Origin of the sequence: Alkalidesulfovibrio alkalitolerans DSM 16529 (assembly GCF_000422245.1) — a bacterium.
In the GTDB taxonomy this organism is placed as follows: Bacteria; Desulfobacterota; Desulfovibrionia; order Desulfovibrionales; family Desulfovibrionaceae; genus Alkalidesulfovibrio; species Alkalidesulfovibrio alkalitolerans.
Genome location: NZ_ATHI01000026.1, coordinates 302,044 through 327,608, shown reverse-complemented (window position 1 = coordinate 327,608; position 25,565 = coordinate 302,044). Strand labels below are relative to the sequence as shown.

At 66.4% G+C, this 25,565-nt stretch carries 20 protein-coding genes and 2 tRNA genes; 13 read left to right on the top strand and 9 right to left on the bottom strand.

What is annotated here, in order from left to right; all coding sequences use genetic code 11:
• Nucleotides 1-178 precede the first annotated feature (178 nt).
• A complete protein-coding gene (locus DSAT_RS08985; protein WP_020887184.1) occupies nucleotides 179-1,168 on the bottom strand; it encodes a LysR family transcriptional regulator in 990 nt (329 codons plus the stop codon).
• A 166-nt stretch (nucleotides 1,169-1,334) separates the two neighbouring features.
• On the opposite strand from DSAT_RS08985, the gene DSAT_RS08980 reads away from it, so the two are divergent.
• A complete protein-coding gene (locus tag DSAT_RS08980; RefSeq protein ID WP_020887183.1) occupies nucleotides 1,335-1,859 on the top strand; it encodes a C-GCAxxG-C-C family protein in 525 nt (174 codons plus the stop codon).
• Nucleotides 1,860-1,969: 110 nt separating this feature from the next.
• Here the strand turns inward: DSAT_RS08980 and DSAT_RS08975 are convergent, their stop codons facing one another.
• Complete coding sequence (locus tag DSAT_RS08975) at nucleotides 1,970-3,379, bottom strand: cytochrome c Hsc (RefSeq protein WP_020887182.1); 1,410 nt, start codon at nucleotides 3,377-3,379, stop codon at nucleotides 1,970-1,972.
• A gap of 565 nt (nucleotides 3,380-3,944) precedes the next feature.
• Nucleotides 3,945-4,020: transfer RNA gene (locus DSAT_RS08970), tRNA-Glu, on the bottom strand.
• Nucleotides 4,021-4,243: 223 nt separating this feature from the next.
• Here DSAT_RS08970 and DSAT_RS08965 point away from each other — a divergent pair.
• The 7 genes from DSAT_RS08965 (at nucleotide 4,244) to DSAT_RS08935 (ending at nucleotide 10,067) form a co-directional block, all read left to right on the top strand.
• On the top strand, nucleotides 4,244-4,948 hold the full coding sequence (locus DSAT_RS08965; protein WP_020887181.1) for a cysteine hydrolase family protein: 705 nt from the start codon (nucleotides 4,244-4,246) through the stop codon (nucleotides 4,946-4,948).
• 103 nt (nucleotides 4,949-5,051) lie between these two features.
• Nucleotides 5,052-5,423, top strand: coding sequence for a hypothetical protein (locus DSAT_RS08960; protein WP_020887180.1), 372 nt, complete (start codon nucleotides 5,052-5,054; stop codon nucleotides 5,421-5,423).
• A 186-nt stretch (nucleotides 5,424-5,609) separates the two neighbouring features.
• Entirely contained in the window at nucleotides 5,610-5,996 is a 387-nt protein-coding gene (locus DSAT_RS08955) for a hypothetical protein (protein ID WP_020887179.1), read from the top strand.
• Nucleotide 5,997: 1 nt separating this feature from the next.
• Nucleotides 5,998-7,161, top strand: a complete 1,164-nt coding sequence (locus tag DSAT_RS08950; RefSeq protein ID WP_020887178.1) for an ABC transporter permease — start codon at nucleotides 5,998-6,000, stop codon at nucleotides 7,159-7,161.
• Nucleotides 7,154-7,840 carry an ABC transporter ATP-binding protein gene (locus DSAT_RS08945; protein ID WP_020887177.1) on the top strand — a complete coding sequence of 229 codons (687 nt, stop codon included), beginning with the start codon at nucleotides 7,154-7,156 and terminating at the stop codon, nucleotides 7,838-7,840. Before DSAT_RS08950 ends, DSAT_RS08945 begins: the two co-directional genes overlap by 8 nt.
• A gap of 140 nt (nucleotides 7,841-7,980) precedes the next feature.
• A complete protein-coding gene (locus tag DSAT_RS08940) occupies nucleotides 7,981-8,313 on the top strand; it encodes a TraR/DksA family transcriptional regulator (protein ID WP_020887176.1) in 333 nt (110 codons plus the stop codon).
• Nucleotides 8,314-8,459: 146 nt separating this feature from the next.
• The gene (locus tag DSAT_RS08935; RefSeq protein ID WP_020887175.1) at nucleotides 8,460-10,067 is read left to right on the top strand and encodes a peptide chain release factor 3; all 1,608 of its coding nucleotides are present in this window, start codon (nucleotides 8,460-8,462) and stop codon (nucleotides 10,065-10,067) included.
• A 6-nt stretch (nucleotides 10,068-10,073) separates the two neighbouring features.
• Here the strand turns inward: DSAT_RS08935 and DSAT_RS08930 are convergent, their stop codons facing one another.
• Together DSAT_RS08930 and ercA are read right to left on the bottom strand one after the other, a co-directional pair.
• Nucleotides 10,074-11,213: a sensor histidine kinase gene (locus DSAT_RS08930; protein ID WP_020887174.1), complete on the bottom strand. Its 1,140-nt coding sequence runs from the start codon at nucleotides 11,211-11,213 to the stop codon at nucleotides 10,074-10,076.
• Entirely contained in the window at nucleotides 11,197-12,363 is a 1,167-nt protein-coding gene (gene ercA / locus DSAT_RS08925; protein ID WP_020887173.1) for an alcohol dehydrogenase-like regulatory protein ErcA, read from the bottom strand. Before ercA ends, DSAT_RS08930 begins: the two co-directional genes overlap by 17 nt.
• A gap of 277 nt (nucleotides 12,364-12,640) precedes the next feature.
• On the opposite strand from ercA, the gene wecB reads away from it, so the two are divergent.
• Genes wecB through DSAT_RS08905 form a run of 4 tightly spaced genes read left to right on the top strand, consistent with a single transcriptional unit; the run spans nucleotide 12,641 to nucleotide 20,817 of the window.
• Nucleotides 12,641-13,828, top strand: a complete 1,188-nt coding sequence (wecB, locus tag DSAT_RS08920; protein ID WP_020887172.1) for a non-hydrolyzing UDP-N-acetylglucosamine 2-epimerase — start codon at nucleotides 12,641-12,643, stop codon at nucleotides 13,826-13,828.
• Complete coding sequence (locus DSAT_RS08915) at nucleotides 13,821-16,097, top strand: glycosyl transferase family protein (RefSeq protein ID WP_020887171.1); 2,277 nt, start codon at nucleotides 13,821-13,823, stop codon at nucleotides 16,095-16,097. Before wecB ends, DSAT_RS08915 begins: the two co-directional genes overlap by 8 nt.
• Nucleotides 16,094-19,810: a tetratricopeptide repeat protein gene (locus DSAT_RS08910; RefSeq protein WP_020887170.1), complete on the top strand. Its 3,717-nt coding sequence runs from the start codon at nucleotides 16,094-16,096 to the stop codon at nucleotides 19,808-19,810. Before DSAT_RS08915 ends, DSAT_RS08910 begins: the two co-directional genes overlap by 4 nt.
• Entirely contained in the window at nucleotides 19,810-20,817 is a 1,008-nt protein-coding gene (locus tag DSAT_RS08905; RefSeq protein WP_020887169.1) for a DUF4434 domain-containing protein, read from the top strand. Before DSAT_RS08910 ends, DSAT_RS08905 begins: the two co-directional genes overlap by 1 nt.
• 10 nt (nucleotides 20,818-20,827) lie before the next feature.
• Here DSAT_RS08905 and DSAT_RS08900 read toward each other — a convergent pair whose 3' ends face one another.
• The 4 genes from DSAT_RS08900 to serS form a co-directional block, all read right to left on the bottom strand.
• The gene (locus DSAT_RS08900; RefSeq protein WP_020887168.1) at nucleotides 20,828-22,771 is read right to left on the bottom strand and encodes an SLC13 family permease; all 1,944 of its coding nucleotides are present in this window, start codon (nucleotides 22,769-22,771) and stop codon (nucleotides 20,828-20,830) included.
• Between the two features lie 332 nt (nucleotides 22,772-23,103).
• A tRNA-Lys gene (locus DSAT_RS08895) sits at nucleotides 23,104-23,178 on the bottom strand.
• Between the two features lie 41 nt (nucleotides 23,179-23,219).
• Complete coding sequence (locus tag DSAT_RS14880) at nucleotides 23,220-23,825, bottom strand: flavodoxin family protein (protein ID WP_020887167.1); 606 nt, start codon at nucleotides 23,823-23,825, stop codon at nucleotides 23,220-23,222.
• A gap of 25 nt (nucleotides 23,826-23,850) precedes the next feature.
• The gene (serS, locus tag DSAT_RS08885) at nucleotides 23,851-25,128 is read right to left on the bottom strand and encodes a serine--tRNA ligase (protein ID WP_020887166.1); all 1,278 of its coding nucleotides are present in this window, start codon (nucleotides 25,126-25,128) and stop codon (nucleotides 23,851-23,853) included.
• 239 nt (nucleotides 25,129-25,367) lie between these two features.
• Here serS and DSAT_RS15630 point away from each other — a divergent pair, with 239 nt between their 5' ends.
• On the top strand, nucleotides 25,368-25,532 hold the full coding sequence (locus tag DSAT_RS15630; RefSeq protein WP_167324222.1) for a hypothetical protein: 165 nt from the start codon (nucleotides 25,368-25,370) through the stop codon (nucleotides 25,530-25,532).
• Nucleotides 25,533-25,565 lie beyond the last annotated feature (33 nt).

The following is a 25,565-nucleotide window of genomic DNA, read 5'->3' as shown; positions in this document are numbered from 1 at the left end:
TATGCCTATCTCAGAGGATATTTCACAAACAAGCTGGATGACAGACAATAATTATAGATACTCATGTTCCATGATGTTTACGTAGTCTGTCACCTGCTGTGCAAAGCATTCTGCTTCGCGTTCTCGACAAGATCTCCCGCGCAACGAGCAAAAGGCGCGAACAACACGGTAAATCGTATCATGCGCCCGGTGCGCAGCAGCCAGCGCCCTTCCCGCCTGCTCGTTCCCGTTGTTCCCGCGCTACGGCGGGTTCCAGAAGGATGGGCGACGCGGGCGCAGCCCCGGCCATGAGTTCCTGGCGCATCAGGTCCATGAAGGCGGCCAGCGGCGGGGAAAGCCATTTGTCCCGGTGGTGCAGCATGAGCACCGCCGTCTCCAGGACCGGCCCAGCCCACGGCAGCAGGGCCAGACGGCCGGCGGCCACGTCGTCCCGCACGGCCAGGGCCGGCAGGATGCTCACCCCCAGCCCGCCTGCCAGGCAACCGCGCAGGGCCGCGGCGCTGGAGAATTCCAGGCTGGCCGCCGGATGCACCCCGGCTTCGGCCAGCAGTTGCTCGAAGGGCTTGCGATAGGCGCAATCCGCCGAGGAAAGCACCAGGGTTTCGTCGGCCAAGGCATCCACCGTGCACGGACCGCCCAGCGCCAGCCGATGCCCTGCCCCGGCCACCAGCACCAGGGGCTCCACACCCAGGGCTTCCACCACCATATCCCCGGCCCGGACGCTGTCGGCCATGAGAAAGGCCAAGTCCGTCACGCCCTGGCGCAGATCCTTCTCCAATCCGTCCACGGTGCAGGAAGTGAAGCGCAGTTGCAGGTGCGGAAACCGCTCCCGATACCGGCGGATCAACCCGCCCATGCGCCAGGCGCAGAGCGACTCCGGCACCCGGATGGTCAAGGCCCCGCGTGCCTCGGAGGCCCCGGCCACCCAGGCCCGGGCCTCGTCTTCCAGGTCCAGGAGCTTGACCGCAAACTGCCGCAGCCTTTCCCCGGCCTCGGTGAGGGCTACCCGTCGGCCCAGGCGCTCGAACAGGCGGACCTGCAATTCGTCCTCCAGGGCGGCGATGCGCGCGGAGACCGTGGACTGCGCCACGTGCACCTCCTGCGCCGCCCGGTGAAAGCTCAGGTGCCGCGCCACGGCCGCGAAGGTTCGCACATCGCGCAGTTCCATCCAGGCCTCCTGTATGCGACCAGAGTGTTCGGAAATCCCGATCGACCCCTTCGGATATATTCGCTGGACCCGATCGTTCGCCATGCATAAACGCAAAAACAGATCAATACAATTCGCCGGATCGGGCCGCAACCGGCTGGCCCGGCGCAAACAGGGAGCGATGCACATGGAGAGACAGGACGTTGAGCAGCGGGCCGCAGCCTTGTTTCGCAGCGGGCTGAACTGTGCGGAGTCGGTGCTGGCGGCGGTGCTGGCAGGCCGGGGGCTGGAGGTCGAAGGCGTCACGCGGCTGGGCACGGCCTTTGGCGCGGGCGCGGGCCGCAGCAAGGTCGAGTTGTGCGGCGCGCTCTCGGGCGGGTTCATCGCCCTGGGCTATCTGCGGGGCCGCCGTAGCGGCGACGAACGATGGGACGACGTGGCGGCCTTGGCCGCCGGGGTGCGCCGCCGCTTCGAAGCCGAGCACGGCTGCACGGCCTGCGGCTCAGTGCTGATGGCGCTCGGCCCGCAGGAAAACATGGACAAGTGCATCCAGCTTTCCGCTGAAACCGCCGGCTACTTCCACGAGGCCCTGGACAACCCCCAGGCCCTGGCGTCCGCGGCCGCCGCCCCCTGCGGCTGCTCCGCCCGGCAGAGCACGCCCGCCGCGCCAGCCGGGGGTCCAGCCACCACCGGCGGATGCGGCGGCGACTAAAGGGGCCAGATGCAAGGTGCACAACAAATCCAAGCCCGACGCGCAGTTCGCCTACGCGCGGGCTTGGATTTTTCGCGGCATGCCCCGGATGGCGCTATCGGGGCGGCCTGCTAAAGCTGGCGCATGAAAGCCACCAGATCAGCCTTCTCCTGCTCCGTGAGCTTCGTCTCCATCATCAGGTTGAAGAACTCCACGGTGTCCTCAAGGGTCAAAAGCCTTCCGTCGTGCAGGTACGGCGGCGAATCCTTGATGCCGCGCAGCGGGAAGGTCTTGATCGGCCCGTCGGCGCTGGCCATGCGGCCGTTGATGAGGCGCGGCGTGTAGAACCGCTCGGCCCGCATGTTGTGCATCAGGTTGTCGGTGTAATACGGCGCGGGGTGACACGGCCCGCACTTGGCCTTGCCGAAGAACAGCTCCTGCCCGCGCAGTTCGGCCTCGGTGCTCCTCCTCGGATCGAGCAGGCCGTCCACGCCCAGCTTGGGCGCGGGCGGGAAGTCCAGAAGCGCCTGGAACTCGGCCATGAAATGGACCTGGCTGCCGCGTTCGAGGATGTTCACGCCCTTCTTGGTCGCGATCACCGGATCGCCGTCGAAATAGGCCGCGCGCTGCTCGAATTCGGTGAAATCCTCGACGCTCTTCAGGGCGCGCTGCGAACCGAACAGCCGCTGGATGTTCACCCCGCGAAGCGTAGGGGTGTCCAGCCGGTGGCGGAACTCCTGGGGCCGGATGTCGCCCACCAGGTGCGTGGCCGCGTTGGTGTGCCCGTTGACGTGGCAGTCGAAACAGGTCACGCCCCGGCTCGGGCGCTCGGAACGCCGGTCCTCGGTCTGGTTGAATTGCTGCTGAGGGAAGGGCGTCACCAGCAGGCGCAGCCCTTCGAGCTGCTTCGGGTTCAGGATGCCGTTGAACAGTTCGTAGAAGTTGTCGATGGTCACCACCTTCCCGCGCGAGACGTCGCCGAGGTCCGGCCTGGTGGTGAGGAAGATGGGAGCCGGGAATTCCGGCAGAAGATGGTCCGGCAGGTCGAAATCGAGATCGAAGCGGGTCAGGTCGCGGGCTTCCTGCTTCTTGATCTCGTCGATGTGGAACTTGGGGAAGAGCATGCCGCCCTCGGGATGGTTGGGATGCGGCAGGGGATAGAACCCGGCGGGGAACAGATCCTTCTCGCGGATCTCGTCGGGGTCCATCGCGGCCAGCGCCTCCCAGGTCATGCCGCGCGGCAGCTTCACCCGCACCCCGCCCTGGACGGGCTTGCCGCCGGACATGGTCAACCCCTGGACCGGCCGGTCGGACAGGTCGTAGCGCTGACTCAGCAGATCGGCCTGCCGTTTCATCACCCCGGCTTTGGCCGCCTTCATGCGCGCCATGGCGGACGCGAAGTCTTCCGTGATCACGACCGGCGAATAGCTCGACGGCCGTTCCTCGGCCATTACGGCCGCGCCTGCCCCCAGAACGCCGATCAGGAGAGCGGCCAGGGCCGCCAGCAGCAGACGGATTGGTCGTGGCGCATCGGTTCTCATGTCAAGGCCTCCTTTGTGGACGTATCGGTGCACGCCGCTTTTCGCGGCGCTGGACGACATCGGCTGAACAGGGCGGGAGGAGGCAGCGTGCGCGCAGACCCATCACGGGCGAGCGGGCGGAAGAAGAGCAGAGCCCGGTTCAAAACTGAAAGCAGGATTTCACGTCAACCAGAAATGCTCCAACATTTTCAAGGCAGTGAGAAAAATTTATGAACGAGCTTCAACGCCTTGTCCGTCAATCGTTCCGTGTTGATGCGTCGCGCCAGCGCGGCAAAAGCATCCTGATAGATGGCAGGCGATGAAAATTTTTCTCTGTATAACCTGCCACGGGCAAGGGAAAATGCAAGAGAAAAATTGGAAAGTGCGACTCAAAAATCCGGCGTCGCTCCGCCACAGGGTGTCTTCGGGCCGATCTGCGCAACCAGTGCACCTCCAAAGCTCCGCGCAGCAGAGATATTGCCCACCCGCCATTCATGCCCGCAGGTCCGGGGCAGACGGCGGCCACGGCAGGAACCGCGCAGACGGCAAAAAGAAAGAGCCAGCCCCGAAAGGCTGGCTCGAAAGTTGGCGTCCCCAAGGGGGTTTGAACCCCTGTTCCCGGCGTGAGAGGCCGGTGTCCTAGGCCACTAGACGATGGGGACGCATGGCGGCGCTCGCGCACCGGAAGATGGTCCCTAGCGGGTTCATCCCGAGGTGTCAAGAGAAATCCTCTCCGCAGGCCGCGCAAGAAGCGCCAGGGCACCTCGCGCAAAGCGTCCACGGCCAATGCCTGGCGCGGGACGATTTCGCTGGCCCCCAAGGGCGGCGGCGTGGTATGCGGACGGCAATCGGGGCCGCTTGCCCCAAAGCCACCGGAGGTCCGCCATGAGCACGCTGTCCCACATTCCTTCCCTTCGCGCCGTTCTTCCGGCTGCGTGTCTGGCCGCATGCAGGGCCGCAGGCGCGGCTGCGTGTCTGGCCATAATGGCCCTGGCCATGATGCCCCTGGCCGCGCCCGCAAAGGCGGCCGACATCATCCAGGAATGGGGCTCCACCATGCCCCCGGCCGCGCCCGAACTCTCGGCCGTGACCGTGAGCCCCAAGGACACCGCCCTGCTCGTCCTGGACATCGAGGAGCTGACCTGCAACGCCGAGCGCAGGCCGCGCTGCCTGGAATCCGTGCCCGCCATCGCGAGCCTCATGGCCAGGGCGCGCGCCGCTGGCATGCCCGTGCTGCACAGCCTGACCAGCCGGGGCACGCGCGAATCCATCCTGCCCCAGGCCACGCCGCTGCCCGGCGAGCCCGTGGTCGGCTCCAGCGTGGACAAGTTCCGCAACACCGTGCTCGAAGACGAACTCAATGCCAGGGGCGTCACCACGGTCATCGTGACCGGCACGGCCGCGCACGGCGCGGTGCTGCACACGGCCACGGGCGCGGCCCAGCGCGGCATGACCATCATTTTGCCCGTGGACGGCATCTCGGCCGAGACGCCCTACATCGAGCAGGCGGCTGTGTGGCTCCTGCTGGAGGGCCCGGCCACGCGCGGCAAGACGACGCTGACCCGCACCGGGCTGATCGAGATACAGTAGCCCGCGCGCGGCCGCGTCCTCGGCATCGCCGCCAACCGCTTCGCCCCCGGCGACCCGGCCGCGCCAGCTTGACAAACACGGTCACAGACGACATTGACCCGGCATGGTTGCCGTCAAGCACTTCAGCGCCATCGCGGCGATTCTCACTCTTGCGCTGTGCGTCTGGACAGCGGGGATGGGGCTCGATTTTCCGCACCTGAAGCCCGGCCACCACGCAAACGTCACGGTCTCCGCCGCTTTCGGCGACGGATCGTCCGCCCTTCTCTTCGGGCCCGCCGACCCCGCGCCGGGCAAGGACTGCTGCAGCGACGACAGCACCTGCGAGCAGTGCGCCTGCCACTTCCAGTTCCTGGTCCAGGCGGAGCAGGCCGCGACCCTGAGCGGTCCGGGTTCCCTCTTGCCCCCCAGTCCGGCACGCCATTACGAAGAGTTCATCCTGGGTCCGCCCATCCCTCCCCCGCCTCATCTCTCCTAGTGTGACGTCCGCGAAATACGCCGCCGTATTTCGCAAATGACTGCCGCGCCGCGCAGAGCAGCGCCGCCATTCGCAGGACCGCGCCAGCGCGCGTCCGGCGGCTGCCGCCCGGCCCCATGCGCGGAACAACCGGGCAGGCCAAAGCACGCGCATGGCGCACACCGCGATACCGCCACTGGAGACACCATGAAAAAGCAATACCTCATCGTCGCCGCCGGGATACTCCTGTTCGCCTCCGCCTTGGTCTTCACCGGAACCGGCGACACCAAGGCGCTGAACGTCAACGACGTGGCGCCCGATCCCCTCGCCTACACAGGGGTCATCACGGTCACGGGCATCATGGCCGTCGTGTCGCAGGAAGACCCCAGTCTCTTCGGCATCATGGACAAATCGGAGCTGCAATGCACCACCCCAGACTGCAGCAAGTTCTACCTCCCCGTATCGTATCAAGGGAGCACGCCCGCCGTGGGCGACGAGGTCGTCGTCAGCGGCAGGTTCACGCAGGAAGGGCGGGGGGTCATCTTCGTCGCAGAGACGGTCAAGATCCTGAGAAACCACAACATCGGAATGTAGCATGAACATATCGACACTCATCCTGCGCAACGTGACGCACCGAAAAGGGCGCTTCATATTCACCTTGTCCGGCATCTTTCTGGGCATCGCCTCGCTGGTCACCTTCCTGGCCCTGGGCGGCAGCCTGAAAAACGAGATCGAACGGGAGTCCACGGCCCTGGGGGCCAATCTGGTGGTGACGCCCAAGGGATCGTGCGCCTACGAGCAGGTCTCCATCCTCACCGGCGAGCAACTGCCCACGACGATCACCGCCGAGGAAGTCGAGACGCTCAGGGCCATCGAAGGCATGACGGTCCTGCCGTTCTTCACGGCCAAGACCGCCATCCAGAACCGCCCCGTGCCCGTGACCGGGATCGTGGCCGAGGTTACGCGCGCGCACAAGGGCTGGACCATGGAGCGCGGAGAGTACTTCGCCGCGCCGGACGACAAGACGGTCGTCGTCGGCTCGGCCCTGGCCGACCAGTTCGGGCTTCAGCCGGGCGGCGAAGTGACCGTCCGGGGCGAGCGCCTCCTGGTGCGGGGGGTGCTCAAGGAGACCGGCAACAGGGACGACCTGAGCCTGTTCCTCACCCTGCCCACGGCCCAGACCCTCTTCAATGTCGGCGGCAACGTCTCCTACGTCGCGGTCAGGCTCGACGACCTCGCCCGGATGGACGAATACGCCCAGCGCATCCGGGACGCCGTCAACCTGGGCGTGGTCACGGACAAGCAGATGCTCACCTCGGTCCTCTCCATCGTCGGCACGGTGAACGTCACGTTGCAGCTCATCGCGGCGGTCGCGGTGCTCGCCTCGGCCTTCGGGATCATCAATACAATGATGACGGCCGCCTACGAGCGGAAACGGGAGATAGGCATTCTGCAGGCGCTGGGCGCGGGACAGCGGACGATATTCTCCCTCTTCCTGCTGGAGTCGGGCCTCTACGGCCTTTTCGGCGGCGTCCTGGGGCTCGCCGGGGGGCTGCTCCTCTCGGCCTTCGTCGCCCCCCTCGTGTCGCAAAACGCCTTCACCTCCTTCGTCAAAGGCAGCGACGCCGTGTTGATGCCGGACATGACCACGGCCCTCGGCGTCATCCTCTTCTCGGTCGCCATCTCCCTCGCCTCGGGCCTCTACCCGGCGTGGCGGGCGTCAAGACTCTCTCCCGTGGAGGCCATCAGCCATGCATGACGCCATCGTCAGAACGGAAAGCGTGTTCAAGACCTACAACGGCGGCAGCGTGACGACCCACGCCCTGCGGGGGGTGGACATCGCCATCCCGCGCGGCTCCTTCACCTGCATCGTCGGCCCCTCCGGCCACGGCAAGAGCACCCTCATGCACCTCATCGGCGGCCTGGACCGGCCCAGCAAAGGGCGCATCCTCATCGACGGCGCGGACATCACCCGCCTAGGCGGCAGCCGTCTCGCGCGTCTGCGGGCAGAAAAGATCGGCTTCGTCTTCCAGTTCTTCAATCTGATGCCGGGTCTTGGCGCGGGCGAGAACGTGGAGCTCGCCATGATGCTCGCGGGCAGGCCGCAAAAGGAGCACGGAGAGCGGGCGGCGGAACTCTTGTCGCTGGTCGGACTGGCGGACAAGCAACTGGCCAGGCCGTCGGAGCTGTCCGGCGGGCAGCAGCAGCGCGTGGCCATTGCGCGGGCCCTGGCCAACGACCCGCCGCTGCTGCTCATGGACGAGCCCACGGGCAACCTCGACTCCGCGTCAGAGGCGGACGTGCTGGACACCATTCGCAGGCTTCACAAGGAGGGGAAGACCGTCGTCATCGTCACCCACAACAACGACATCGCCCGCGAGGCCGAGTTGGTCATCAGGATCAAGGACGGCCAGGCGATCGGGCAGGAGGCCCTGTAGCCGCCTCCTTTGCCTTTCGCGTCTCAACGCGCTAGGTTGTCCATCTTCACGCCCGCGCGCATTCACGCCGCCGCGCCGTCTCCCAGCGAGGCGGCGCGGCGGCACGCTGGGCTCCAAACGCCTGACCGGAGCACGAACACATGGACGACGCCAAGCGCCGCCAGATACGCCGTCGCATCGAGGAAGCCATCGCCGAGTTGCAGGCGCAGATAAACGGGCTTGAGGACAACGCCAAACCGGTCTCCCTCGACGAGCCCATCGGCCGCCTCTCGCGCATGGACGCTATCGCCAACCAGGCCCTTTCCGGCCGCGTCTTGGCCGAGGCCAAGACGCGGCTGTCCCGGCTGCAGCGCGCCCTGGTGGCCGTGGATTCGCCGGATTTCGGCCTGTGCGACGAATGCGGCGAGGAGATTCCCCTGCCGCGCCTGCTGGCCATGCCCGAGGCCCGGCGGTGCGTGGACTGCGCCGAATAAGCCCCTATGGTTGACCCCGCGGCGCGCGTCCTGTAGGTATCCGCCGCCCACGACATATTCCAAACCCCCTCTTCCCGCATCCGCCGCCCGGCGGAAGACTGGGAAAACGAAACGAACGCGAGCCGGCCCGACCGGCGGATAACGACATGTCAGACAAAGCTCTCGCGGCCCAGCTCAAGCGCGAGGTGGAGCGCCGCCGCACCTTCGGCATCATCAGCCACCCCGACGCGGGCAAAACCACGCTCACGGAAAAGCTCCTGCTGTTCGGCGGCGCGATTCACATGGCGGGCTCCATCAAGGCCAAGAAGGCCGCGCGCCACGCCACCTCCGACTGGATGACCATCGAGAAGGAGCGTGGCATCTCCGTGACCTCCTCGGTCATGAAATTCGAGTACGACGGCTACGAAGTGAACCTGCTCGACACGCCGGGCCACCAGGACTTCTCCGAGGACACCTACCGCGTGCTCACGGCCGTGGACTCGGCCCTGATGGTCATCGACAGCGTGAAGGGCGTGGAGACGCAGACCAAGAAGCTCATGGACGTGTGCCGCATGCGCGACACGCCCATCATGACCTTCATCAACAAGCTGGACCGCGACGGCCGTACGCCTTTCGAACTCCTCGACGACATCGAGCAGAGCCTGAGCATCGAGTGCGCGCCCATGACCTGGCCCATCGGCATGGGCAAGCTTTTCCAAGGTGTGTTCGACCTGCGCAACAACCTGATCCGCTTCTTCGACGCCCAGGGCGGCAAGAGCACGCGGCCCAAGGAGGCCGTGGTCGTGAAGGGCATCGACGACCCCACGCTCGACGAACACCTGGGCGCGCAGGCGGCGGCCGAGTTGCGCACCGAGATCGAACTGCTCGAAGGCGCGGGCTACCCCTTCGACGAGAAGCGCTACCTGTCGGGCGAGCAGACTCCGGTCTTCTTCGGCAGCGCGGTGAACAACTTCGGCGTGCGCGAGCTTCTGGAGGCGTTCTTGCGCCACGCGCCCGCGCCCATGCCCCGCAAGGCCGAAACGCGCGAGGTCTCGCCCCTGGAGGAGCAGTTCTCCGGCGTGGTCTTCAAGATCCAGGCGAACATGGACCCCGCGCACCGCGACCGCATCGCCTTCCTGCGCGTCTGCTCGGGCCGCTTCAACCGGGGCATGAAGGCCCGTCACCAGCGCACCGGCAAGGACATGCTGCTGCACAACGCCATCATCTTCATGGCCCAGGACCGCGCGGGCGTGGAAGAGGCCTGGCCGGGCGACATCATCGGCATCCCCAACCACGGGGCGCTGCGCATCGGCGACACCCTGTGCGGCAAGGAGCCGCTGCGCTTCCTGGGCATCCCGCATTTCGCGCCGGAAAACTTCCGCCGCGTGGTCCTGAAGAACCCCTTCAAGGCCAAGCAACTCGACAAGGGCCTCTCGCAACTCACCGAGGAAGGCGCGATCCAGCTCTTTCGCCCTGCCTCGGGCCGCGACCTGGTGCTCGGCGCGGTGGGCGTGCTCCAGTTCGACGTCATCGCCGCGCGGCTGGCCGCCGAATACGACGTGGACGTTCTGCTCGAACCCATGGGCATCGCGGCCGTGCGCTGGATCGACAGCGACGACAAGGACGCCTTCGCGCGCCTGGAGCGGGAGTACGCCTCGTCCATGGTCACGGACGCGGACGGGCATCCGGCCATGACCTTCGCCAGCGAATGGCGGCTGGAAAAAGCCGTGGAGGACTGGCCGCAGGTGCGCTTCCTGACGGCGCGCGAGGTCTGAAGGACGCTATGCCTTTTCGAGGGGGAAGCCGAGGCGCACCGTGGCGCCGGGCGTGTTGACGAAGGTCACGTTCCCGTCGAGTTGCCGGGCGAGTCCGGTTATGAGTTGGATACCGAGCGTGCGGCCCGAAGGCAGGTCGATGCCCGGCGGAAATCCGGGGCCGTCGTCGCGCACCTCGATCACCGCCCCCTCGGCGGTCTCCTCAGCGAAGATATCTATGCGCCCGGCCTCGCGTCCGGCCATGCCGTGCTTAAGGGCGTTGGTCACGGCCTCGTTGACGATCAGTCCGAGCGGCACGGCCTTCTCCACGTCGAGACCGAGGGCCGGAACGCGCACTTCGTGGGCCACGGAGCATTGGCCCGCGAACCCGCGCACCAGCCGCACCAGAAGCTTTTCCAGGTAATCTCCCAGGTTGATGCTCGCGAGGTTGGGCGAACGATAGATCTGCTCGTGCACCAGGGCCATGGTGCTGATCCTGGCGGCGCTCTCGCGCAGCGCCTCCATGCCCGCGCACTCGCGCAACTCGTTCATCTGGAGATGCAAGAGGCTTGAGACCACTTGCAAGTTGTTCTTGACCCGGTGGTGGATTTCCTTGAGCAGGGTCTCCTTCTCGCGCAGCGACAGGTGCAGCTTGTCCTCGGCGGCCTTGCGTTCGGTGATGTCGCGGGCCACGAGCACGCATTGCCGCTCACCGGCCACGAGCATGGAACTTGCGCTGACCTCCACGGGAAAGCGCTCGCCCGCGGCGGTGGTGAAGACCGTTTCCAAGCGACGGTCGGCTGGCGCCTCCCCGGCCAGACAGGTCGCCATGTCCAGTTCCGAGAAGTCCGAGAGCCGCATGCGCCGAAGCCCGGCCTGGGTGCGTCCCAGCCGCGCCAGGGCGCTGACGTTGGCGTCCTCGATGCGGCCGTCCTCGCCGTCCACGAGGAATATGAGGTCGCTTGCGCGGTCGAGGAGCGCCCGGAAACGCTCCAGTTCCACCAGCCTTTTCTTGAGTTCCGGAAAATAGCTCTTCTGGAACGAGCGCTCGCCAAGCCCAATCAGCCGCAGCCGCTGCTCGTCGATACCGTTTTCGGCCGGAAGCGGCTCCCTGGAGCCAAAGCCCCATTCGGCGTAGCCGGTCTTGGAGCTAGAGCGCCTGCGCATACAGCCGCCTCAGGTCGTCCTCGCCCGCGCTCTTGGGGTTCGTCAGCAGGCAGGGGTCGCGGGCGGCATTTCGCGCCAGCCCGGCCAGATCGTTCTCGTCCACGCCGAGTTGCCCGAGCGTGCTCGTTATGCCCGCCGCGTTCTTGAGCCGCACTAGGCCATCGAAAAGCGCACGCCGCGTCTGCGTGTCGGAAAGCCCGGCCTCGTCGACGCCCAGAGCCGTCGCGACGTCGCGGTAGCGCTTAGGGCATGCATCGAAGTTGTAGTCGGCCACGTACGGCAGGAGCAGCGCGTTGACCTCGCCGTGCGGCAGGTCCAAAAGACCACCCAGGCTGTGGGCCATGGCGTGTACCGCGCCCAGGATGGCGTTGGAAAAGGCCAGCCCGGCCTCAAGGCTCGCCAGGAGCATCTGCGAACGGGCCTCGATGTCGCCGGGCGAGCGGATGGCCGACAGCAGGTTCCCGGCGATGCGACGGATGGCCGAAAGGGCGAACTGGTCCGTGATGGCGAAATGGGCGTTGGAGACGTAGGCTTCCACGGCGTGCGTCAGGGCGTCGAGCCCGGTGCAGGCCGTGAGGTGCGCGTCCATGGTCGTGGTCAGCACCGGGTCGATGAGCGCCACGTCCGGGATCATGGTCTTGCTGACGATGGCGATCTTCACCGATCGCCCGGTGTCGGTGATGATGGAGAATTGCGAGACCTCGGCCGCGCTGCCCGAGGTGGTGGGCAGACAGATCAGGGGCGGACCGGGCTCGGGCACATTGTCCACTCCCTCGAAGGAGAGGACGTGCGCGCCGTTGGCCTGGGCCACGCCGATGGCCTTGGCGCAGTCCATGGGGCTGCCGCCGCCCACGGCCACGATGGCCTCGCAGCCCTCCGCGGCATAAATATCCGCACCGCGCATGACCTCATGGTCGCGCGGGTTGGGCGAGACGTCGGCGAAGAGCACCGGAGTCACGCCCGCGGCGCGCAGGCTCTCGGCCACCTGTTCCGTCCATCCGGCCTCCATCACGCCGGGATCGGAGACGAGCAGCACGCGGCTCGCATGGAAATTTCTGGCGTAACGGGCCGTAAGCGCGGATGCGCCGGGTCCGAAGACGAACTCGGGCGCGATGAACTTGCGAAGCTCTGTCAGGCGCGGCTCGGGCATGGCGAATCATCCTTGACTTTTTCATACGATACGCAAGCGCCAAGGGCCAGCAATTATTATCCGGAGCGCAAAGCACCTTCCCGGGCCCTTGCAAGGCGCGACGATCCGAAATTTTCACGCCGACGTGCCGGATGTTTTTTTCAACCGCCCGGAACGAATTATTTTACAAGCGCCTGAAAGTATTTTAATGGGTTGTGGCAGGGAGAGGGGACGACGCAAAGACGCGGCCGCGCGACACGGTCCGGCCTGCTCAGGTCTTTCGTCGTATTCGCCATTCATGAAAAAACTCGTTCACGTTGCAATCGCCCTCGGGACGCGTCCCGAGGCGGTCAAGCTCGCGCCGGTCGTTCACGAACTGAGGGACCGCGGCGACCTTTTCCGCCTCACGGTCATATCCACGGCCCAGCATCGCCAGATGCTCGACCAGGTGCTTGCGCTCTTCGCCATCGAGCCGGACCTGGACCTCGACGTCATGCGGCCCGACCAGGGACTGGCGGGGCTCACCTCGCGCGCGCTGTTGGGCATGGAAACGGCCCTTGCCGAGGTACGGCCCGACGTGCTCGTGGTCCAGGGCGACACGACCACGGTCTTCGCCGCCTCGCTGGCCGCCTTCTATGCCCGCGTCCCCGTGGCCCACGTGGAGGCCGGCCTTCGCAGCCGCGACATGGCCAACCCATACCCCGAGGAAGCCAACCGCCGCCTAGCCGGGGTCCTGAGCAGCCTGCACTTCGCTCCCACGAAAGGCGCGCGCGACAACCTGCTCGCCGAGGGCGTGGACCGTGCCCGCACCGCCGTCACCGGCAACACCGTGGTCGACGCCCTGCGCCTGCTCGACGCCTCCGGCCGCGCGGCCAGCGCGCCGCTGCCCTTTGACGAGACCCTGCTCGCGGGCCGCACGCCGATCCTGGTCACCACGCACCGCCGCGAGTCGTTCGGCCGGGAGATGGAGAACGTCTTCCTCGCCCTGCGCGACATCGCAACGGCCAGACCCGACACGCTGCTCGTCTATCCCGTGCACCTGAACCCCAACGTACGCGGCCCGGCCCACGCCATCCTCGGCGACGTGCCGGGCGTGGTCCTGTGCGACCCGCTGGACTACGGCGCGTTCGTCAGGCTCATGCGGCAAAGCCGCCTGATCCTCACCGACTCGGGCGGCGTGCAGGAAGAGGCCCCGACCTTCGGACGCCCGGTCCTGGTTTTGCGCTCGGTCACCGAGCGGCCCGAGGCATCCAGGCAGGGTCTGGCTCTGCTCGTGGGCACCGATCGCACGCGCATCGTGCGCGAAACCCTGCGCCTTTTGGACGACGAGACGGCTTATGCGGCCATGAGCAGGGCCAAGAACCCCTATGGCGACGGCCAGGCCGCGCGCCGCATCATCACGGGCCTTGCGCGCTTCGCGACTGGCGCGACCCCGCTCCTCGAACCCCACGACGAATTCGACCCCGGATCTTCGCACGATGTTTGAAGACATTCTCATCTATTTCCTGATCTTCGCCAAATACGCGCTCGTCGCCTTGAGCATCATCTTCATCATCAGCGGTTTCGACGAGCTCTTCATCGATTTCGTGTACGCCGCGCGGCTCGTCTACCGCCGCGCCTTCGTCTATTCGAAGCACAAACGCCTGACCGAAGAGCAGCTACTGGCCAAGCCGGAGCAGCCCATCGCGATCATGATCCCCTGCTGGGACGAGTCCGCCGTGATCCGGCGCATGCTCAGCAACACCATACGAACGCTCAACTATTCGAACTATCACATCTTCGTTGGCACCTACCCGAACGACCAGGCCACGCAGCGCGAGGTGGAACTCGCCCGCGAGGAGTTCGGCAAGGTCTCGCGCATCGTCTGCCCCAAGGACGGGCCGACCAACAAGGCAGACTGCCTGAACTGGGTCTACGAGGGCATCAAGCTCTACGAAAAGGAGCACGACATCCGCTTCGAAGTCTTCGTCATGGAGGACTCGGAGGACATCATCCACCCCCTGACGCTTCGGCTCTTCAACTACCTCATCCCGCGCATGGACATGGTCCAGCTTCCGGTCTTCCCCATGCCCACGCCGTGGTACAAATTCACGGCCGGCCACTACCTGGACGAATTCGCCGAGAACCACGCCCGCGACATGACCGTGCGCGAGATACTGTCCGGGGCCATCCCCTCGGCGGGCGTGGGCACCGGCTACAGCCGCCTGGCCCTGGACTCACTGGCCACGGACAATCAGCACCAGCTTTTCAACGTGGACTCGTTGACCGAGGACTACGACATCGGCATGCGGCTACAGAAGTACGACCTCAAGCAGGTCTTCGTGCGTCACGCCATCGAGCGCAAAAGTTCGACCAAAAGCTGGCTGACCGGCAAGACCCGCACCCGCACGGTGCGCGAATACATCGTCATCCGCGAATTCTTTCCCCAAACCTTCAGCACGGCGGTGCGCCAAAAAAGCCGCTGGGTGCTCGGCATCGCCCTGCAGGGCTGGGCCAGGCTCGGCTGGAAAGGGTCGATCTGGACCCGCTACATGCTCTTTCGCGACAGAAAGGCCCTGCTCACGAACCTCATCAGCATGAGCGCCAACGTCCTGGCCGTGCCCTTGATCCTCATGTGGGCCTACCAGGAGATGAACCCCGACGCCTACCGCTATCCACCCCTGGTCCAGAAGGATTCCTGGGTCTGGTACATGATCCTCATGAACATGGGCTTTTTGCTGTGGCGCGTGCTCATGCGCATGTCCTTCGTCAACCGCGCCTACGGACCGTTCAACGCCCTCTTCGCCCTGCCCCACCTCGTCTGGGGCAACGTCATCAATTTCTTCGCCACGGTCCGCGCCATCCGGCTCTACGTCCGCTACCTGATCACGGGCAAGATCGTGGCCTGGGACAAGACCGCCCACGTCTTCCCCTCGGAAGAGGAACTCACGGCCTACCGCCGCAAGCTCGGCGACCTCCTGCTCGACAAGCGCTTCGTCAGCGTCGGCCAGCTCGACAAGGCGCTGGAGGAGCAACGGCGCACGGGCAAGCCCCTGGGCCGGGCTCTTCTGGACCTTGGCTTCGTGAGCGAGGACGAGTTGTTGCAAGTACTCGGACAGCAGCTTCGCATCGACACCAGGGAGATCGATCCCTACGCCGTTCCCTTGGACGTGGTCGCGCTGCTCCCGCGCGACCTGGCCGAGATGCACCACGTTTTTCCCGTGGCCGTACGCGAGGACGGCGCGCTGGAACTGGCCGTGGAGCGGCCCTTGCCCATGGAAGTCGTGCAGGGGATAGAAGAGACCATCAGCCGTCCCCTGGCGCAGTGCCTGGCCGCGAAAAGCGACCTCAGCTTCGCCATCAGCCGGGGATACGAACGGCTCAACGCCAAGGTGCCGCCACAATGCCCCTGGACGGGCCGCGAAGCCCTGAAAAGGAATCTTTGCACCGAGAATCAACTTGCAGAGGCCCTGCGCCTGCAACGCCGCGCCTATGCCCGCCTGGGCGACGTGCTGGTCTCCAGGGGCGCCCTTGGCTACCAGGATCTGCTTGCGGCCGAGGACGAATATTTCGCCAAGTCCAACGGCCACCGCTTCGGCGAATTCCTGGTCCATACCGGCCGCATCGGCCAGGAACAGCTCGACGAGGCCCTGAAAGCGCAACGCGAAAGCCAGTTGAAACTCGGACAAGCGCTCGTCACGGCCTGCGAGCTCACCCCCGAGGAGGTCCGGGAACTGCTCGCCTTCAGGAAAGACCAACCCTGCGAAATCGCATGACGAAAAATCGCGCGTTCCCTTACCCCGCCGTTCTTGTCCTCTTCGCGCTTCTTGCCGTGGCCTTCGCCTCGGACTGCCTCGCCCAGTCCCGGACCGGACCGGAGCAGGAGCAGCGTGAGCCGGGCCTTTTGCGCCGCGAATACCTGCACTTCAAGGCCTATCCGCACCTGGACATGGCCGGACGCATGGTTGAGCAGGGCAGGCGGGCCGAGGCCGTGAAGGAACTCGATACCTACTTGGACCTCGTGCCCGACGATCAGGACGCCCGACTGATGCGGCTTCGCCTTCTGAACGCGCTCGACCGCCACGAGGCAGCAACCGAGGACGCCCGTCGCCTGCTCGGCGCGAATCCCGACCATGCCGAGGCACGCCTGCTGCTGGCCATGTCGCTCGAACGTCTCGGCGATCTGGACGCGGCCAGAAGGGAATACGAGCGGGCCGCGTCCACGCCCGGCCTGGACCGCGACGGGCGCAGGCTGGCTCTATTCTCGGCGGCCGAACTCGGCAGGACCCAAGGCTTGGTCGAGGAATCGGAGCGCAGACTCCTGGCCCTTGTCGAACAGGATCCTGCCGACAAGGAGGCCCTGCGCTCGTTGATCGAGTTGTACCGCGCCATGCACCGTCCCGAACTGGCGCTCACACGCGCCCAAGCCCTCGAACGTCTCGACCCTTCGCCCGAGACGCGAATGGTGGTGGACGACCTGCTCAAGGCAAGTGGCCAGTTCGCAGAGGCCGAGGCGCGCCTTACGGCCAGGCTCAACGCCGACCCTGGCGATCTCTCCGCCCTGCGCGCGTTGAGCGACCTCTTCGTGGTCGCCGGGCAGGACGTGAAGGCGCTTGACGCCATCCGACGCCTCACCCAAGTCGAACCGACTCCCGAAAACCGGGAACGAATGGCGGTTTTGCTGGTCAAGAACCGCGAAGGCCGCGAGGCTGCGTCCATCTATGCCGAACTGGCCGAGCAGGCCGAGCCGGGCGAGACGCGCGGCCGCCTTCTGCTGGCCCAGGGCAATGCGCTTGCGGCAGCGGGGCTTTCCTCCCAGGCCGCGGCTGCCTACCTGCGCGCGGCCGACGAGACCGGCAAGCCGGAACCGCTTCTGGCCGCGGCCCTGTCCCAGCAGCAAGGCGGCGACGTCGTTGCTGCGGCCGCGACCATCGCCAGGGCCGTGGCACTCTCCGACGACGCGTCCGTGCACCTGCAGGCGGGCTACATCCACATCCTCGCGGACCAGCGCGGCCCGGCCATCGACCACTTCCGCTCGGCCATTAGCCTTGGGCTGGCGCCCGAAAGAGAGCAGCAGGCGCGACTGGCCGTTTCCGAGGCGCTGTCCGCCGAGGGCCTTCATGCGCAAGCCCTGGACGAGCTTCGCGCCGCGCGCGCCTTGGGCGCGAACGGCATTCCGCCGCTGGCCGAAGCGCTGCTCCTCGAACGCACGGGCGATATCCCCGGCGCGCTCGCCGAACTGCAAAACGTCCTTTCCCGGCCCGGTCTCTCCCCCGCGCAAGCCGCCCTGGCCCATGAGCACATGGGGCATCTGCTCGTGAAGCAAGGCAGGCAGGCCGAGGCGGCAAAACATTTCATCCTGGCCGCGCGCATCCATCCCGACGACGCCCGGCCGCGCCTGTTCATGGCCGCGACCGCCGCCGTACAAGCGGGCGAGACTGCCATGGCGCGCGATCTTTTCGAGGAATACCTTGACCAGGGCGGCGAGCCGGGCCGCATCTCGTCGGCCTGGGCCAGCCTTGGTCATCTGCGCGCCAGAGAGCGTGACTGGGCAAGCGCGGAAGCTGCCTTCGTGGAGGCCTTGAGCGCGCCCGACCTCGATCCGCGCGCCCGGCCCGGACTGTTGCTCGGCCTCATGGAAACCCGCATCGAGCGCCACGACCACGTGGCCGTGATCGCCACGGGCGAAAGCCTCCTCGCGCTCCCCGACCTTCCGCCCGAAATGGCGGCCCAGGCCTCGCTTCGCGTCGGCCAGGCCCTGGCGAGGCTGGGGCGCGATGAGGAGGCCCTCCAAGCGCTTCGCCGCAGCGTGGTCCTCGATGGCGGCGACCCGAACGCCTGGCGCGGCATCGCCCTCATCACGTACAACCTGCGACGTTTCGACGAGGCCGTGCTTGCCTATTCGCGGGCCCTCGAACAAGAAGACTCGCTCGACGCCCGGCTCGGCCTCGGGCGTTCCCAGGCGGAACTTGGCAGGCCGGGACTGGCCGTGCACCACTATCTTCTGGCAGGGCCGCGCATCGAAACCCTGCCCCGCAACGAACAGCGGCTCTATTGGGCTGAGCTTGGCTTTTTCCTGGACACGGCACTACAGTTCGACCAGGCGGCCGAGGCCTACGGCAAGGCCCTGGCCCTTGGATACGACGACGAGACCGCCTTCCGGCTCGGCCGGGCCTTGCGCTTGGCCGGGCGCATCGATGACGCGGCCGGGCATATCGATCCGCTGGACCCGCTCGATCCGGCCTCCCCTGCCGCGCGGCCAGACCTTGCCCCGCTGGTGCTGGCCGAGAAAGCGGCTCTGGCCGGGGCCAAGGAAATGCACGAGGACGAGGCGCGCTATCTTGAGGAAGCCGTGTCGCGGCAGGCCGATCCGGAACTCTTCCACCGCCTGGCGCGGGCCTACGAGAAGCATCCCAGGCCCCGGCTCGACGAAGCCATCGCGGCTTACGGCCGCGCGCTCGAACTGAGCGAGACGCCTCGAAACCACAGCGACATGGGCTACGCGCTGTATCGCGCCGGATATTTCCGCGAGGCGGCCCAGGCCTTCGACTCGGCCCTCATGCTCGAACCCGACTACCTGAACCTGTGGCAGGACGCGGCTTACGCCTGGTACCGCGCCGGGGAGAACGAGACCGCGCTCACGCGCTTCAAGACGGCTATCGACACGGCCCCGAAGAAACCGGTACGTGACGACGCGGAGCGGCTGGAGCTTGAGCGCGACATATACGGTCTGCGCCAGGAAGTGGCCAAACTCGAAAAGACCTTCACGGCCACGGCCTTCATGACCTTTCACAGCGGCGAGAGCGGCGGCGCGGGCACCGGCGGCTCCGAGGTGGTGCGCTCCAACAGCGGCATCGAGGCGGCCTTCATCCCGCCCGTGATCGGTCTGCGCGACGACCGCCTGTTCCAGGTCCTGGCCCGGGTGGTCTGGAACCTGGAAAAGGACTCGCTGAGCATGGACGATCGCTCCATGCAGGGGGCCATCGGCCTGCGTTACAAGCCCCTGCGCGAGTACAACGTCCACCTGGGCGTAGAGCGGCTTTTCAAAATCGGCAGACGCGCCGAGGACAACTGGCTGCTCAGGGTCCTGGGCTCGGTGGCGGACGGGACCGACGTGCGCCTGAAGGAGCCGCTGTACAACTACACCCTGCTCTACGTGGAAGGAGCGCACTATACGGACAAGCCCTCGCGCTCCATGTTCTACGGCGAGGCGCGCCAGGGACTGACCCTGAACCACGACGACCGCTTCTTCTTCCGGCCGCACGTCTTCGCAGCGGCACGAGTCTGGTCGCCCGACCGCGACAAGTCCTCGCTTTACGAGGCCGGGCCGGGCCTCACTTTCTCCTGGCTGTTCAACGAGACGGCCTACTCGGCTCCGCGCTCGTCCGTCGAAGTCACGGCCCAGTATCGCATCGGCCAACTCTACAACCGCCTCGGCTCGGCCAAAAAATCCGATGGGGTCTTCGTGACCACGGTGTTGACCTACTGATGAAAAAGAGCGCCCTCATCCTCGCCCTGGCCCTTGCCCTGGCCGCCTGCGTTCTCCCTGCGGCGGCCCGCGACACGCCAGCCCTGCATGGCACCTTCCTGCAACCCCTGCGCGCCCAGGCCGCATTGCCCGCCGAACACTGGGAACGGCTCTTCGCGGCCCTGGCCGAAGCGGGCGTAAAGAGCGTGGTGGTGCAGTGGACCGTGCACGAGCACACGCCCTTCTACGACTCGAAGGCGCTCGGCCCGGCCGTGTTTCCCCTGGTGCGGATCGTGGCCGACCAGTGCGCACGACGCGGCATGTCCTACCGCCTCGGACTGGTCGAGGATCCCAACTGGTGGAGCATGATCAGGCGCGAGCCCGTGCTACTCAACCTCTCGCTTTTCCGGCTTCGGGAGCGGCATCTCGTAACGGCGCGCGAACTCGCGCCGCTCGTGGCGCACGATCCGGCCTTCGCTGGCTGGTTCATCCCCCAGGAGATCGACGACGCCTCCTTTGCCGAACGCGAAAAGCGCGCCCTTTTGGCCGAACACCTCTCCCTGCTCGGAGCCGAACTCTCGCCCCTCGCGCCAGGCAAGGGCCTGGCCGTCTCGGGCTTTTCCAACGCCTTCGCCGATCCCGCGACCCTGGCCGCCTTCTGGCGCGACCTTTTGCGCGACACGGGCTTCGACCTGCTCCTCTTCCAGGACGGCGTGGGCGCGGGCAAGCTTGGGCCCAAAGACGCCGCGATCTACCTGCGCGCGCTCGGCAAGGGCCTTCAAAACTCCGGGGTCAGGCTCGCGCCGGTGGTGGAGATATTCGAGCAGACCGACGGCCCGCCGCTCAGCGATCGTCCCTTCGCGGCCCGTCCCATCTCCATCGACGACCTCACCGCGCGTCTGGCCATGGACTTCTCGGTCTCGCAGGACGTCTTCGCCTTCTCCATGCCCGAGTACATGTCGCCCACGGCCGGGCCCGAAGCCGCCCGCCTCCACCGCGACTACCTGGACTGGCTGCAACGGCCCTGAATCCAGCCTCCTACAGCGGCCAGACCAGAAGCAGCATGGGCAGGCCCACGGCGATGACCAGGATGTCCGTGGGCAGCCCCATGCGCCAGTAGTCCCCGAAACGAAAACCGCCCGGCCCCAGGATCAAGGTGTTGTTCTGGTGCCCGATGGGCGTGAGAAAGGCGCAGGACGACCCGATGGCCACGGCCATCAGGAAGGAGTCGGCGTTCACGTTCAACTGCGCCGCCGTGCTCAGGGCGATGGGACACATCACGGCCGCCGTGGCCGCGTTGTTCATGAAGTCGGTCATGAGCATGGTCGCGGCCAGGATCACGGCCAGACCGAACACGGCCTGCCCCTTGGCCACGTTTTCAAGCAGGAAGCGGGCGATGAGATCCGCCGCGCCCGTGGAGGCCATGGCCCCGGCCACCGGCAGCATGGCCCCGAGCAGCACGATGACCGGCCAGTCCACGGCCTGGTAGACCGAGCGCAGCGAAACGATGCGCATGGCCATCAGGGCCAGCACACCGGCCGCAAAAGCGATGGCCACCGGCGCCAATCCGAGCGCGGCGGCCGCGATGGCCGCCGCCATGACCAGTGTGGCCCGCACGGCCTGTCCCTTGCCCGGCACATGGACATCGCGTGCGGCAAGCGGCACGCAGCCAAACTCCGAGGCGAAGCTGGACAGGACCTCCGGCGCACCCTGCATGAGCAGCACGTCGCCGCCCTGGATGGGGGTGGAACGCAACCGCCTGATGGAGCGGTGACCCTGGCGGGAGATGGCGAGCAGGTTGATGCCGAAGCGGGTGCGCAACTCCATGTCCCGGGCCGAACGTCCGATGATCATGCCCCCTGGCATGGCCACCATTTCCTGGATGAGTATCTCGCTGTGCTTGGCTTTCTCACCGTTGTCCTTGCCATTGCCGTTCTTTTCCTTGCCGCCTTCCTCCGGTTCGCGCTCCGCAGAAGTATTTCCAGAAACCCGGCTCTCGCCCTCGCCCACGGCTTTTTCCGCCTCATCCCCTTTCGTGTCGGACTGCGTCGCCTCCTCCTCGTCTTTCGCTTCGGCCACCTCCGGCTCCGGAGGAACATTCTCCTCAAGTTTCAGCCCCAGTCCGGAAAGGATGGAAGACAAAGACTTAGGCTCGGACTGGATGACCAGGATGTCTCCATCGCGCAGTATGCGGCCTGGATACGGCGCGGAAAGCCGAAATCCGCCACGCACGAGCCCCACGACCAAGGCGTCGGTCTCGTCCAGCATCCGCTCGACTTCGCGCAGGCTTTTGCCCACGGCCTTGCTGTCCTCGGTGATGCGCACTTCCGTGGTGTAGGCGGCGGTGTCGAAATCGCCAGTGTCGGACTGTTCGCGCGCCGGAACCAGCCGCCAGCCGATAAGGGAGATGAAGACGAGTCCAGCCAGGGTCACGGACGCTCCGACGGGCGAGAAGTCGAACATACCGAAGCCACCAAGCCCTGACTCGTTCCGGAACCCGGAGACGATCAGGTTGGGCGGAGTGCCGATCAGGGTCATGGTGCCGCCGAGGATGGAACCGAAGGCCAGCGGCATGAGCACCTTGCCCGGTGTCAGCCCCTGCCTGGCCGCCAGCTTCACGGCCACGGGCATGAGCAGGGCCATGGCCCCGACGTTGTTCATGAACGCGGAGAGCACGGCGGCAAGGCCCGTCAAGGCGGCGATGCTCACCGTCTGCCCGGAGGAGGACGGCAGGACGCGCCGCGACAATTCGTCCACCGCGCCGGTGATCTGCAGGCCGTGGCTGAGCACGAGCACGCAGACCACGGTGATCACGGCCGGATGCCCGAACCCCTCGAAAGCCTCGGCCCCGGGCACGATCCCCGCGAAGACGCACGCCAAAAGAGCGCCGCCCGCCACCATGTCGTGCCGCCAGCGGCCCCAAATGAACATACCCATGGCAGCCACGAGAATAGCGATGATCGTCATCTGATCGTGGGTCATCTCCGGCCCCCTGCTCCCCGTTCGCGTCGCAATCGGCCCGCAGCGGGCCTTTATAATGAGGATAGCAGGTTCCAACGCCGAGGTACATACGGACGACCGAAGTCGCGGAACGCGCGCGCCCCGAAGAAGGGCCGCCAGTCCGCCCTGCCAAACGTCCTGCCGTCGCGACGGCCAAGGGCGAGAGCGCCCCGGATGGAGAAGACCCGATGGGAAAAATTTGCGCGGATACACGCCCGAAGCACGGCGCAGGACCTCCGACACGCGAAAACGGCACCGCAAAAAAAACGGCCGCCTCGGGATTTCCCCGAAGCAGCCGCTTCATCTGGCTTTTCTGGTGGGCCGTGTTGGGATCGAACCAACGACTCTCTGCTTAAAAGGCAGATACTCTACCGCTGAGTTAACGGCCCATGGAAAAGGAACAGCCTTCTACCCGCCGTACTCCCGCCTGTCAAGCCGCGCCCGGTTCATCGGGACACCCGGCCAGCAGCCTGCCGAACGCGGCCGCCCTGGCCATGGCCTCGGCGTCGGCCGCGAGCGCCCCCGGCTCCCACGGCGCGAACGGGATCAGGCAGGATTCGAAACAGCACTCCACCATGTCGGCCGGAACCCGCAACTGGCGCTCGACAAGGTCGAGATTGTCCTCGATGGGTCCGCCCGCAACGGCCAAAAGCGCCAGGGTCTTGCGCGCAAGCGGCGTCCTGATCCCGTCGGGCGTGAACTTGAAGAGCGAATACATGCGGTCGATGAACATCTTGAGCTGCGCGGTGTAGCTCATCCAGAAAACAGGCGTGCAAAGCACGATGACGTCGTGGGCGGGCAGTCCGGCCACGGCCCGGCCGAGTTCGTCGCCCAGCGCGCAGGCGTATTCCCGGCTCTCCTGGCACTTGTGGCAGCCGATGCAGCCCGGCGCGCGAAAGTCGAGCTTCACGGCCTCGATCTCGGCCACCTCGGCCCCGCAGGCGCGCGCCGCGTCCATGGCCGCGCGGGCCGCGGCGCGGGTGTTGCCCTGCAAGCGCGGGCTGCCGTGGATGAAGACGATGCGTTTGCCGCTCATGCGCATTCCTTTATAATGATGCGGGTCACACGGGCCTAACAATGTCCAGGCCGCCCATGTAGGGCCGCAGCGCCTCGGGGATGACCACGGAGCCGTCCTCCTGCTGGCCGTTCTCGATGACCGCGACCATGGTCCGGCCCACGGCCAAGCCCGATCCGTTCAGGGTGTGCACGAGCGCGCTGCCCTTGCCGCCCTTCTCCTTGAAGCGGATGCCCGCCCGGCGCGCCTGGAAATCCTCGAAATTGGAGCACGAGGATATCTCGCGGTAGGCGTTTTGCCCTGGCAACCAGACCTCGATGTCGTAGGTCTTGGCGGCCGAGAAGCCCAGGTCGCCCGTGCACAGCTCGATCACCCGATAGGGCAGCCCGAGCGCCTTGAGCACGGCCTCGGCGTGGCCGGTCAACTCCTCCAGGCGCTGGTAGGACTCCTCGGGCCGGACGAAACGCACCAACTCCACCTTGTTGAACTGGTGCAGGCGGATCAACCCACGCGTGTCGCGGCCGTAGGAGCCCGCCTCGGAACGGAAACACGGTGTGAAGGCGCAGTGGTCCAGCGGCAGCGCCTCGGCCGCAAGGGTCTCCCCTGCGTAGAGGTTCGTCACCGGCACCTCGGCCGTGGGGATGAGCCAGTAGTCGGTCTCGGCGAGCTTGAAGAGGTCGGCCGCGAACTTCGGGAGCTGGCCCGTGCCGGTCATGGCGCGGGTATTGACGATGACCGGCGGCATGACCTCGCGGTAGCAGTGCGAACGGGTATGCAGGTCGAGCATGAACTGGGTCAAGGCCCGTTCCAGCGCCGCCGCCCAGCCGGAAAGCACCGCGAAGCGCGCTCCACTGATCTTGGCCGCGCGCTCGAAGTCGATGCCGTGAAGCGCCACGCCGAGGTCCACGTGATCGCGCGCAGGGAAAGAAAAGCGCGTGGGTTCGCCGAAGGTGCGGACAACAGGGTTGTCGGCCTCGCTTTTGCCCACGGGCACAGACTCGTGCGGGATGTTGGGCATGGCCAGGAGCAGGTCCTGCACCTCGGCGTCGATGGCCGCGGCCTCCTCATCCAACGCCTTGATGCGCTCGGAAAGGCCAGCCAGCCCCTCTATGATGGCCGAGGCGTCGCCACCGGTCCGCTTGGCCTGGGCAACCTCCTTGGAGGCTTGGTTGCGCCGTGCCTTGAGCTCCTCCACCTCGGAGATCACGGCACGGCGCTTGGCGTCCAGGGCGTCGTAGCCGCCCATGTCGATGGCGGCCCCGCGCTTGGCCAGGGCCTCGCGCACCTTCTCGGGATTGTTGCGCACGAATCTGATATCCAGCATTGCCGACTCCACTTCGCGAAATGTTGCGCCTGCCATACACCACACACGGCCGGGGGCCAAGAGCCGTGCGCGACCTTGCGCCCCAAAGCCACGAAGCGGCCGTTTTTGCCGCATCCCTCTTGACAAGCGCGGCGTTTCGGGCCAATCAGACGGTTCAGCGCGCCTTATTTCACAAGCAGCGCGGGTCATGCCCCGCGCGCGAGCCGAACCGCCCCGCCGGGGCGAACGAGGAGGACGGCATGGCCTGGACCTGGGAAGTCATTACGACGCTCGTTTCCAATATGATGAAATCCACGCCCCAGGGCTTTCTGGGCGTCGGTCTGATCTTCATTTACCTGGTCTGGATGGTCAGCATGGCCACCCGCCGCATCGCCGAGAACCTGAAGGAAGATCACCACCACTAGGCCTTTTGAGGGCGACCCGAGCGCTCCCGTCGC

Coding starts and splice junctions, on each gene's coding strand:
- DSAT_RS14880 (WP_020887167.1), bottom strand. CDS start 23,825: ATGAGCGGCAAACGCATCGTCTTCATCCACGGCAGCCCGCGCTTGCAG.
- ercA (WP_020887173.1), bottom strand. CDS start 12,363: ATGCCCGAGCCGCGCCTGACAGAGCTTCGCAAGTTCATCGCGCCCGAG.
- DSAT_RS08945 (WP_020887177.1), top strand. CDS start 7,154: ATGCATGACGCCATCGTCAGAACGGAAAGCGTGTTCAAGACCTACAAC.
- serS (WP_020887166.1), bottom strand. CDS start 25,128: ATGCTGGATATCAGATTCGTGCGCAACAATCCCGAGAAGGTGCGCGAG.
- DSAT_RS08915 (WP_020887171.1), top strand. CDS start 13,821: ATGTTTGAAGACATTCTCATCTATTTCCTGATCTTCGCCAAATACGCG.
- DSAT_RS08965 (WP_020887181.1), top strand. CDS start 4,244: ATGAGCACGCTGTCCCACATTCCTTCCCTTCGCGCCGTTCTTCCGGCT.
- DSAT_RS08900 (WP_020887168.1), bottom strand. CDS start 22,771: ATGACCCACGATCAGATGACGATCATCGCTATTCTCGTGGCTGCCATG.
- DSAT_RS08960 (WP_020887180.1), top strand. CDS start 5,052: ATGGTTGCCGTCAAGCACTTCAGCGCCATCGCGGCGATTCTCACTCTT.
- DSAT_RS08910 (WP_020887170.1), top strand. CDS start 16,094: ATGACGAAAAATCGCGCGTTCCCTTACCCCGCCGTTCTTGTCCTCTTC.
- wecB (WP_020887172.1), top strand. CDS start 12,641: ATGAAAAAACTCGTTCACGTTGCAATCGCCCTCGGGACGCGTCCCGAG.
- DSAT_RS08950 (WP_020887178.1), top strand. CDS start 5,998: ATGAACATATCGACACTCATCCTGCGCAACGTGACGCACCGAAAAGGG.
- DSAT_RS08905 (WP_020887169.1), top strand. CDS start 19,810: ATGAAAAAGAGCGCCCTCATCCTCGCCCTGGCCCTTGCCCTGGCCGCC.
- DSAT_RS08935 (WP_020887175.1), top strand. CDS start 8,460: ATGTCAGACAAAGCTCTCGCGGCCCAGCTCAAGCGCGAGGTGGAGCGC.
- DSAT_RS08955 (WP_020887179.1), top strand. CDS start 5,610: ATGAAAAAGCAATACCTCATCGTCGCCGCCGGGATACTCCTGTTCGCC.
- DSAT_RS08975 (WP_020887182.1), bottom strand. CDS start 3,379: ATGAGAACCGATGCGCCACGACCAATCCGTCTGCTGCTGGCGGCCCTG.
- DSAT_RS08985 (WP_020887184.1), bottom strand. CDS start 1,168: ATGGAACTGCGCGATGTGCGAACCTTCGCGGCCGTGGCGCGGCACCTG.
- DSAT_RS15630 (WP_167324222.1), top strand. CDS start 25,368: ATGGCCTGGACCTGGGAAGTCATTACGACGCTCGTTTCCAATATGATG.
- DSAT_RS08930 (WP_020887174.1), bottom strand. CDS start 11,213: ATGCGCAGGCGCTCTAGCTCCAAGACCGGCTACGCCGAATGGGGCTTT.
- DSAT_RS08940 (WP_020887176.1), top strand. CDS start 7,981: ATGGACGACGCCAAGCGCCGCCAGATACGCCGTCGCATCGAGGAAGCC.
- DSAT_RS08980 (WP_020887183.1), top strand. CDS start 1,335: ATGGAGAGACAGGACGTTGAGCAGCGGGCCGCAGCCTTGTTTCGCAGC.